The sequence below is a fragment of the Ruoffia sp. FAM 26255 genome, assembly GCF_045528525.1.
Classification (GTDB): Bacteria; Bacillota; Bacilli; order Lactobacillales; family Aerococcaceae; genus Ruoffia; species Ruoffia tabacinasalis.
Window position 1 is genome coordinate 22,344 of sequence record NZ_JBGQQX010000025.1, and the last position, 9,861, is coordinate 32,204.

A 9,861-nucleotide genomic window follows, 5' to 3' on the forward strand; every position below is an offset into this window, starting at 1 on the left:
TACATCTTCCTATCTAATTTGCTGATATATTGTTTTAATTGATTTTGCTAACCCTGTTGATGGATTGATATCGATGACAACTGCACTAATAACTGCTTCATTCGAAATCTCTTGTTCTAATCGTGTTGGCAATTGGCTTGTAAAACGTCGAATGGAATCTTCTTTACGGAAACCAAGCACGCTATTTAAAGCACCTGTCATGCCGACATCTGATATATAAGCTGTCCCTTGTGGAAGGACTCTGCCATCATTTGTTTGAACATGTGTATGCGTTCCGACAAGTGCAGAAATTTGTCCATCAAATAAAAAGCCCATCGCTTGTTTTTCACTCGTTGTTTCACCATGAAAATCAATAAAAATATGGTTTGTTCTTTTCTTAACCGTTTCGATTAACGGCTTTAAGTAATTAAATGCATCGAGTGAGGGTTTCATAAATACATTCCCTATGACATTAATGATAGCCAATTCCTTATCATTCACTCTAACATAGTGAACACCTTTACCTGGTGTTCCTTCTGGCATATTGACCGGGCGCACTAAACACTTTGCGTCCGAAATGAATTCGTAAATATTTCGATTATCAAATGCGTGATTTCCTAGTGTAATCGCATCTACTCCAGATGACATTAGCCATTTATAAAGTGTTTCTGTAATTCCATGTCCGTCTGCAATGTTTTCACCATTTGCTATCGTTACTTGTGGTTTGTGTTCTTGTTTCAGTTGAGTTAAATATTTTTTAATTGCCTCTTGCCCACTTACTCCAACAATGTCGCCTATAAATAATATTTTCATGCGAGTCCTCTTTCCAGTTAATCTTACCTAGTATCATATCAATATTTTCATGTAAAATAAAGCCGACAGAATGATTGTTAACGTCAAGTAGAAATCGGCACTTTTTGCCAATTAGTTTTCTGCAGATTCTGCTCGATAAGATTCGGCACTTATTTCTAATCAAAAACTCGTTGCCGATGTTTCATTCGATAACTTTCATCGTCCATCTGAATAAGCTCTACCCGATGGAGAAGGCGATCCAGAATAGCTGTTGCGACTCCTTCATCGCCTAATAGTTCTCCCCATTGATCTGGACTCTTATTTGAAGTCAGAATGATTGAACTACGTTCATATAAGTAGTCAACCAGCTGAAAGAACTGGTTTGCCTCCATTGGATCCATAGCCATATACATCAAGTCATCGATGATCACTAAGTCAGATTTTTTAATCCGATTTAATGCAATCTGTGATTTCCGTGTATAATCGCTTGTTTTCAGAATCGTCGTCAGTTCTCCCATCGGGAGAAACATGACTTGATACCCTTGCTCGATCGCTTCTAATCCAACTCCTACTGCTAGATGAGTTTTGCCGACACCAGGCGGTCCAAGAAGAATGAGGTTGTATTGCTGCTCTAACCAATTCATTTCCTTTAGCTGGCGCATTTGCCGCTCACTGAGGCTTGTTTGCTCACTTAAATCATAGTCCTCAAGCGTCTTTTGATAAGGGAATTTCGCCCATTTTAAGCGACGGGCTTTGTTTTTCTCTTCTCGCTTTGTTAGTTCGTATTTCAAGAGATGGTTTAACAGTTCATAATAAGTCCAAGATTTTTGCTCAGCCTCTCGCATTAATACAGGAAGCTCAAGCGAAACCTCAGATAGGCGCAGCTGTTTAAAGGCTTGCTGTAATTCTTCCAAGCCATTACTCATTCACTTCACCGCCCAAAATTTTGACATACTCACTGATTGAGCGTGTGGATACTTGAATACCTGATGAAGCAGTCGAAGAGATTGATTCGATTCCTTTCGGAATATCTCCTGGCCTGTGCTGGTTCAAATAAGCAGCGACGTCTCTAAAATCATTGGCGCTCCATAGTTCGTTTTCAATACAATGTGCGAGTGCCGCATCCCTTTCTTGGGGGTATGTTTGAATGCTCTTTTCCAAGACCATAAACTGATCGCGTACATACCGTTTATACTTTTCCGTTATTTTATCAATAAAGAGAATGGCTGCCTCTTCTTGTTCGAATAGGTCAATCATGGCTGTGCGGTATTTTTGCAGTGTTTTTTCCCGATCACGACTGTGGTTGCGATTTTTTATCAATTTACCTTTTTCTAAAGAAAGGGTATGCCGCGCAATTTCATCACCTGTAATCTTATGTAGAATAACCAATTCTTGGCCTTTTTCATGAAGATAGACTTGATTTGAACCGTCGGTTTTATAGGTACCAAGCGGTACCGAATAGCGGTTCCCTCTAAAGCGAATCGTATTGTCTTTATTTACGGTAGCTGTTATACTATTTCTGAAAGATATATCTTTGTGTTTGATTGAAGAGACTGGTTTCAAGTGTGCTTTTTCCAGAAGGAACACTGAATCTGGTCTCTTTTTTGTTGTGCCGTGTACTTTATGATTTCCTGTGCGTTCCAGCCAGGAGCGAGATTTCTCATTCCAGTCATCAAGTCCATCATAGACCCGATTCTTTGAGAAGTTAGCCTTTACATAACCGACGAAACGTTCAATTTTTCCTTTTGTTTCGGGATCTGACCCGCGGCACAAGTAAACATCAAAACCTAAGGCTTGTTGATATGCTTGAAAGTCTTGGGTGAGTAAAAGGTCTCCGGCGTTCTCACTGACCGCGATTAAATTGTCTTGGTCATAAACCATTTCTTCAGGCATTCCGCCAAAGTGACGAAAGGCATTTTCATGCGAACGAATGGTATCTTGTGTCGTAAAGGGCCGGTCCAACCATTCAAGATATTTGTAGCGGCTATGCGATAAAACAAAAGAGATAAAATACAGCTTGATTTCTTCTTTGCTTCTTGTCTTTTGCTTCGTTTGACCCCAATCCACTTGGATTTGCGCACCCATCTCTACTTCGGGAATGGCTTCATATTGCCGGATTTTTTTACGTTTAGGGATCGCATACTGATCTCTCAGATGTTTGATATACGAGCGTAGCGTGCTTGAGCCGACCTGAAGATCCGGATATTCTTCCAACAGCCAATCCTCAATTTGAGCAGCCGATAAATCGCTGTGCTCCTTCAGCCACTCCAGAATTATGTCTGCGTAAGGATCCAATTTCTTGGCTCGATTTTGTAAAGTATATGTCCATTCGGACATTTCCTTAAAGTCCTTTGCCAGATATTTCCTCACCGTGTCTCGATTCACTCCAACTTTTCGTTCAATTTGACTTTTATTGAATCCCAATCGATGTAATCGATGGATTTCATGATAAATACTCATCTTTTTTTCGTTCACCTTTCATCCTCCAATTCAATTGATACTGCAAAAGTATAACTGAATTGGTTCTTTTTTTGGAATAAAGTGCCGAAACTTATCTAGCAATAATTGCTGAATCTAATTTAGCATTAACAATGATCCGACTTCATCTGATTGTTGCATTATATTTATCTTTTTTAGCTTTTTAAAATTACTTTAATACCAAAAAAATAAACTACGAGCATTAACGCTCGTAGTTTTAACTCAATTATTTGGCATATTCGACAGATCTTGTTTCGCGAATTACCGTTACTTTAATGTTTCCTGGATAATTCATCTCAGACTCGACACGTTTTCGAATGTCATGAGCCACTTTAGCCGCTTGGGCGTCATTGATTTTGTCTGGTCTAACTGCTACTCTGACTTCTCGTCCAGCTTGAATTGCGTAAGCATGAGAGACACCATCAAAACTTGTTGAAATTTCTTCCAATTGTTCAAGTCGACGTATATAATTCTCAAGTGATTCACTTCTAGCACCAGGTCTTGCTGCAGAAAATGCATCTGCTAAAGCAACTAACACTGATATCATTGAAGTTGGTTGAGTATCTCCATGATGGGAAGCAATTGCGTTAATAATAACGTCTGATTCTTTATAACGTTTTGCAATCTCTGTCCCAATCTCAACGTGTGTACCTTCGATTTCATTATCTAATGCTTTACCTAAATCATGTAGTAAACCAGCTCGTTTAGCTACGACAACGTCTTCACCTAATTCACCCGCCATATAGCTCGTTAATTTAGCTACTTCGATTGAATGTTTTAGGACGTTTTGACCATAACTAGTTCGATAAGCTAGTCGACCAATGATTTTAATCAAGTCTGGATGCAGTGAATGAATGCCTAATTCAAATGTAGCTTCTTCACCGACTTCTCGAATTTTTTCATCAACTTCTTTTCTAGCTCTTTCAACCATCTCTTCAATACGAGCAGGATGAATTCGTCCATCTTGGATTAATTTTTCTAAAGCAATTTTTGCAATTTGGCGTCGGATTGGATCAAATCCACTTAACACGACAGTATCTGGTGTATCATCAATAATTAAATCGATACCAGTTAAGCTTTCGAATGTTCGAATATTTCTACCTTCTCTACCTATAATACGACCTTTCATATCGTCGTTAGGTAATTGAACAACACTCACTGAATTGTCTGTGACAATATCGGTTGATGTTCTTTGAATTGCTTGTAGTATAATATTCTTCGCATTACGGTCTGCTTCGTCTTTAGCTTGTTGCTCTGCATCACGAACCATTATTGCTATGTCTTGAGTTAAACCATCTTTTGTTTCGTCAATAATTAACTCTCTTGCATCGTCTCGAGACAATGCTGCGACACGTTCTAATTCATCTTTTTGTTGTTGAATTATTTCATTCACTCTTGCTTCTTTATCAGTAACACTTTGTAGTCGTTTGTTCAAATCATCTTCTTTAGATTCAATATTTAATTCTCTTTTGTCTAAATTATTACCTTTTTGATCTAAATTTTCTTCTTTTTGAATTAAACGATTCTCGGATCTACTGACTTCATTGCGACGCTCTTTTAATTCCGCCTCAATCTCATTACGGTACTTTAGATTTTCTTCCTTCGCTTCGAATAGCGCTTCTCGTTTAAGATTTTGAGCTTGTTTAATTGCATCGTCAACAATGACTTCAGCATTTGCTTTCGCACCCTCAATACGTTTATTGTCTGACACTTTTTTGATTAAAAAGCCGATTATAATTCCAACTATTAAAGCAACGATCGCGAAGGCGATTGACATAAAGTCCATATGAGTCACCTCCTGATCTATGTAATTTTAAAGTATTCATTTTAGTGTTAAAATTAAGTAAAATAAATAGTGTGCAACCACACATACTATCATATGACTATTTTGTCAATTAGTCAATCAATCACAATTATAAAATATAGATATTTTCAAATTATTTTCTAATAGAAATCTCGGAGTAGGTGCTCAGGTCTATGAATGCTTAACTTTGAAGCTACCTGATGTAAATCGCTTACTATATTTTTTAGTTTATAAAATATTATTTAATTATTTTTCCTCGGAACTATCTAAGGGGATTATTCTTATGATTAAATTAAAGACCAGCCAGCCTGCTATAAAGTATAACAGGCTAACTGGTCTAAATTATTGGAATTAATTATCTATTATTATTCTTCGCTATCTAAAGGTAATTCAGTGCTTTCTTCTACTTTTTCTTCGTTAGCTTTTTCTTCTTTAACTTCTTTTGGTGTGAAGTAGTGCTCACGCACTTGAGCTTCAACAACTTCTAGAATATCTGGATTCTCTTCTAAGAATGTTTTCGCATTCTCTCGTCCTTGTCCGATTCGCTCTTCACCATAAGAATACCAAGAACCTGCTTTTTTAATGATTTCTAAATCAGCAGCAATATCAACGAGTTCTCCAATTTTAGAAATCCCTTTACCATAGATAATATCTACCATTGCTTCTTTAAATGGAGGGGCTACTTTATTCTTAACTACTTTAATACGCGTTCTATTCCCTACAAAGTTTCCGCTATCTTTAATTGATTCCGCACGTCTGACTTCTAAACGAACTGATGAATAGAATTTAAGTGCACGTCCACCAGGCGTTGTTTCAGGGTTTCCGAACATAACACCCACTTTTTCACGAATTTGGTTAATGAAAAAGGCAATTGTTTTTGTTTTACTAATTGAACCGGATAATTTTCTCAATGCTTGAGACATTAAACGAGCTTGAAGACCAATATGAGTATCACCCATCTCACCTTCAATTTCAGCTCTTGGAACTAATGCTGCAACAGAGTCAATAACAACGATATCAATGGCTCCAGATGATACTAATGCATCCGCAATTTCTAAGGCTTGCTCCCCTGTATCTGGTTGAGAAAGTAATAATTCCTCTACATCGACACCTAAATTTGCTGCGTAATCTGGATCTAATGCATGCTCAGCATCAATGAAGGCAGCTAAGCCTCCATTTTTTTGAACTTCTGCAATAGCATGTAGTGCAACTGTTGTCTTACCAGATGATTCTGGTCCGTAACATTCAATTATACGTCCTCTTGGGTATCCACCGACACCTAAAGCAATATCTAATTGTAAAGATCCAGTTGGTACAGTTGAAATACGTGTATCCGTACGATCTCCAAGACGCATAATTGCACCTTTACCAAAGTTTTTTTCAATTCCCTTTAATGCTAAGTCTAGCGCTTTTCTTCTATCTTTATCTACCATTACTTGTGCCTCCATTTCATTTCTATTACATTGTAGCTTTACTTTTATCGTTTTGCAAGCAAAAAACGAACATATGTTCTATTTATTTAAAAATTCTTTTACTAAGTTTAAAACTTCAAACTCTGCCACTTCTCTTACAACATTTCTAGGTTTATTTGAGATGTTTAATTCTGCTACTTGGACTGGATGATTTTTTGCTGCTAGAGCAACAAAGACCTTTCCTGGGGGATGACCTTCTAAAGATTTCGGTCCTGCTACACCAGTTAATGAAATAGCTAAATCACTACCAGTTAAATTTAACGTTCTCTCAGCCATTTCTTGTGCAACTTCTGCGCTGACAACCGTATGTTCTTTAATAATTTCTTCCGGTATCCCAAGCATTTTGACTTTTTGTTCTGTTTGATAAGTAACAAATCCACCAACAATGACGTCTCCAGCACCCGGTGTATTCGTTAACTTTTCTAGGACTAAACCACCCGTTAAACTTTCTGCTGCCGATAATGTTTTGTTATGTTTTCTTAATTCGTCGACAATGAATTTTTCAAAAGTTTGCTCAGACCCATAACCAATAAAATTCTTCGTAAAGCGTTGACGAATTTGTTCAGCTAATTCATCTAAAACATCTTCGGACTCTTCATAGGTTTCAGAATTATATGTTAAACGAATCGTAACGCGTTTAGGTTTAGCGTAAATAGCTATCGTTGGGTTTGTTTGAGTTTCAATTAAATCACTCAGTTTATCTGCAACGAAAGATTCCCCTACGCCATATAAATTAATGTATTTAGAAGTAATAACACCTTGCTTAGCCATCACACTTCTAATAAACGGTTTGACATGTTCATTTAGCATATGCTTCATCTCAAATGGAGGGCCAGGTAAAACGACGTAATATATCGTTTTATTATCTTTTTCTTTCGTGTAGATTAACCCAGCTGCTAGTCCTACTTCGTTAAGAATTGTTTCTCCGCCTTTAATCGTTAAAGCTTGTCTATAATTATTCTTTGTCATCTCACGATTTTGATCTTTGAAATAAGTTTCGACTCTCTCGAGTTGCTTCTTGTCGTGATATAATTCCTCACCTAAAAATTCAGCCAAAACATGCTTTGTAATATCGTCTTCCGTTGGACCTAAGCCTCCAGAAAGAATAATTAATTCAGATCTAGAAGATGCAATCTCTAAAGCTTCATTTATTCTATCACTATTATCTCCAACAACAGATTGATAATACGTTCCAATTCCAATATCCAGTAATTCTTGTGCGATATCACTCGCATTAGTATTCACAATGTAGCCCATTAATATTTCAGTACCTACAGCTATAATTTCTGCCTTCAAAAAAACTCCCCCTATATATATACAAGAAAAATGGTCAATTCCATTAATTTATTTTAAAAATAAAACAATTTACCCCAGATAAAATTATCATGAAGTAAATTGTTCTAAAAATAATATGCTGTTGTTTATTTAAAACGAATTAGTTTTTAATTTTATTGCGTATCAGCAAAGACATGTCGACCTTTGTAAAAATACTCTGCTCCAGAATATACCGTAAATATTAAACAAACGTAAATTAAAATGGTCGAAATAGGGATATTGAATAACGCAAAACCAATATCGTCAAATAAGTAGAATATTATCGCAAACATTTGAGTAAATGTTTTAATTTTTCCTGGCCATGCGGCAGCCATTACTTTACCGCTTTGAGTTGCAAGTAATACTCGCAATCCAGTAACTAGTAGTTCGCGACTTACAATAATCACGACTACCCAACCTGGAACTGTATTTGCTTGAACAAGCATAATTAAAGCAGCAATAACTAATAGTTTGTCCGCCATGGGGTCAAAAAACTCTCCAAATGATGTAATTAAATTATGTTTTCTAGCTAAGTAACCATCTAAATAATCAGTAATACTGGCAATGGTAAATACTAAACCAGCGATAAATTGAAAGACTGGAATATTTGCTCCCAATACATCAATATTGCCAAATTGATTTGGTATATACATTAAAATGATGAACACAGGAATTAAAAACATTCTTGCTACTGTCAGTTTGTTAGCAATATTCATTTGCATGTTTATTCAGCTCCCTCCGTACCATCTTCTGGTGCTAATACAGCGGGTCCTTGGAAATCTTCTTCAGAAGTCGTTGCGTCTTCTTCTGGTATATCTAATTCGATAGCATCATCTTCAGTTTCCACTCCACTATCTTCCGCTGCTGTAAAGATCATCGTCTCTGTTAAGTATTGTCCTTGAGGCTCAATTAACGTACCATTAACTGATAAATTAGCTCCCTCAGGATATCCGAAGGAAATTCTAACTTCTTGAGTACCTGGAGTCACGGTATGTTCTAACACTTCATCTTCAACAATGGTTGTATCTTGTACAATCACACCGTCTTCAAATACACCAACCCACACAAAGTTATTTCCTTCAAACTCAAAAGTATACTCTGAGAACGGTGCATTCAATTCATAAGTCGTAGCCTCACCAGGTTGTGAAGTTAATGTTAAAACTTGATCTCCAACCATTATATCATTCTCTCCAAGCGCTGGCTCTTCAGTAGTAGTTTCAGATTCAGCATCTGATTCTGTCGCTGGCTCGTCCTGTTCAACTGATTCCGGTTCAACAACACTCACGATACTCGTCGTCTCACTTGAAACCGATTCTGCAGGTTGGTCGTTTTGACCGATACTATTAATCGCAAAAACTAAAGCAATCATTATTCCAATTACAATGGCTACTAGTAAGATTACTGGTAAATAAGCAACGACCGCATCAAAAGAATTATTTTCATTAGTAACATAACGTTCTGCACGACTCGGAATTTTATCGCCTTCCACATCTTCAGAATCGTTTGAATTGTCAGAACTTGAAGACAATTCATCCTCATATTCAATTAATAACTCATCACCATCTAAGCCAACCATATCAGCGTACTGCTTAATAAATGCTCGCACATAAAAACTGCCAGGCATTTCATCGTAATTACCCAATTCAATGGCTTGTAAATATTTTTTTTGAATTTTTGTCATTTGTTGTAATGTATTTAGGGTGTAACCTTTTTCTACACGCGCTTCGCGTAATTTAGTTCCCAATTCGCTCATAAAACAGACTCCTCTTTGTATCTAAATCTATACTACTGTATTATAGCATAGAATTTAAAGTTAGTAATCTCTAATGTAAAGTATTTTGTCATGTTTTAATCTTATAAATTTAAGACATATATATCATAGAATTGCTTTTGATAATCGAGTAGGAGACTAGCCATTATTTGACTAGTCGACCTCTCACACCACCGTGCGTACGGTTCCGTACACGGCGGTTCAATACCTTGCGTAAGCAGACTCTACCAATTCGCTTAGTGGAACTAAGC

Annotated in this window: 8 protein-coding genes; all 8 read right to left on the minus strand. The window is 36.8% G+C overall.

The features are described from left to right. Window positions 1-9 precede the first annotated feature (9 nt). A complete protein-coding gene (locus tag ACEN31_RS06345; RefSeq protein ID WP_138403696.1) occupies window positions 10-792 on the minus strand; it encodes a TIGR00282 family metallophosphoesterase in 783 nt (260 codons plus the stop codon). 155 nt (window positions 793-947) lie between these two features. Then, a complete protein-coding gene (gene istB / locus ACEN31_RS06350; RefSeq protein WP_407108960.1) occupies window positions 948-1,697 on the minus strand; it encodes an IS21-like element helper ATPase IstB in 750 nt (249 codons plus the stop codon). Then, window positions 1,690-3,231 (minus strand): IS21 family transposase, encoded by a 1,542-nt coding sequence (gene istA / locus ACEN31_RS06355; RefSeq protein ID WP_407108965.1) that lies wholly within the window; start codon window positions 3,229-3,231, stop codon window positions 1,690-1,692. The genes istB and istA overlap by 8 nt, the downstream gene beginning before the upstream one ends. Before the next feature lie 244 nt (window positions 3,232-3,475). Continuing rightward, window positions 3,476-5,035 (minus strand): ribonuclease Y, encoded by a 1,560-nt coding sequence (rny, locus tag ACEN31_RS06360; RefSeq protein WP_138403695.1) that lies wholly within the window; start codon window positions 5,033-5,035, stop codon window positions 3,476-3,478. A gap of 383 nt (window positions 5,036-5,418) precedes the next feature. Then, on the minus strand, window positions 5,419-6,486 hold the full coding sequence (gene recA / locus ACEN31_RS06365; protein ID WP_138403694.1) for a recombinase RecA: 1,068 nt from the start codon (window positions 6,484-6,486) through the stop codon (window positions 5,419-5,421). Between the two features lie 78 nt (window positions 6,487-6,564). Then, entirely contained in the window at window positions 6,565-7,821 is a 1,257-nt protein-coding gene (locus tag ACEN31_RS06370; protein WP_407108961.1) for a competence/damage-inducible protein A, read from the minus strand. 152 nt (window positions 7,822-7,973) lie between these two features. Then, window positions 7,974-8,555 carry a CDP-diacylglycerol--glycerol-3-phosphate 3-phosphatidyltransferase gene (pgsA, locus tag ACEN31_RS06375; RefSeq protein WP_407108966.1) on the minus strand — a complete coding sequence of 194 codons (582 nt, stop codon included), beginning with the start codon at window positions 8,553-8,555 and terminating at the stop codon, window positions 7,974-7,976. A gap of 8 nt (window positions 8,556-8,563) precedes the next feature. Then, window positions 8,564-9,592 carry a helix-turn-helix domain-containing protein gene (locus ACEN31_RS06380; protein ID WP_407108962.1) on the minus strand — a complete coding sequence of 343 codons (1,029 nt, stop codon included), beginning with the start codon at window positions 9,590-9,592 and terminating at the stop codon, window positions 8,564-8,566. Window positions 9,593-9,861: the final 269 nt, after the last annotated feature.

Excerpts from the sequence above, each read along its gene's own strand:
- pgsA (WP_407108966.1), bottom strand. The coding sequence starts at position 8,555 with ATGAATATTGCTAACAAACTGACAGTAGCAAGAATGTTTTTAATTCCT.
- ACEN31_RS06380 (WP_407108962.1), bottom strand. The coding sequence starts at position 9,592 with ATGAGCGAATTGGGAACTAAATTACGCGAAGCGCGTGTAGAAAAAGGT.
- istA (WP_407108965.1), bottom strand. The coding sequence starts at position 3,231 with ATGAGTATTTATCATGAAATCCATCGATTACATCGATTGGGATTCAAT.
- recA (WP_138403694.1), bottom strand. The coding sequence starts at position 6,486 with ATGGTAGATAAAGATAGAAGAAAAGCGCTAGACTTAGCATTAAAGGGA.
- ACEN31_RS06345 (WP_138403696.1), bottom strand. The coding sequence starts at position 792 with ATGAAAATATTATTTATAGGCGACATTGTTGGAGTAAGTGGGCAAGAG.
- istB (WP_407108960.1), bottom strand. The coding sequence starts at position 1,697 with ATGAGTAATGGCTTGGAAGAATTACAGCAAGCCTTTAAACAGCTGCGC.
- rny (WP_138403695.1), bottom strand. The coding sequence starts at position 5,035 with ATGGACTTTATGTCAATCGCCTTCGCGATCGTTGCTTTAATAGTTGGA.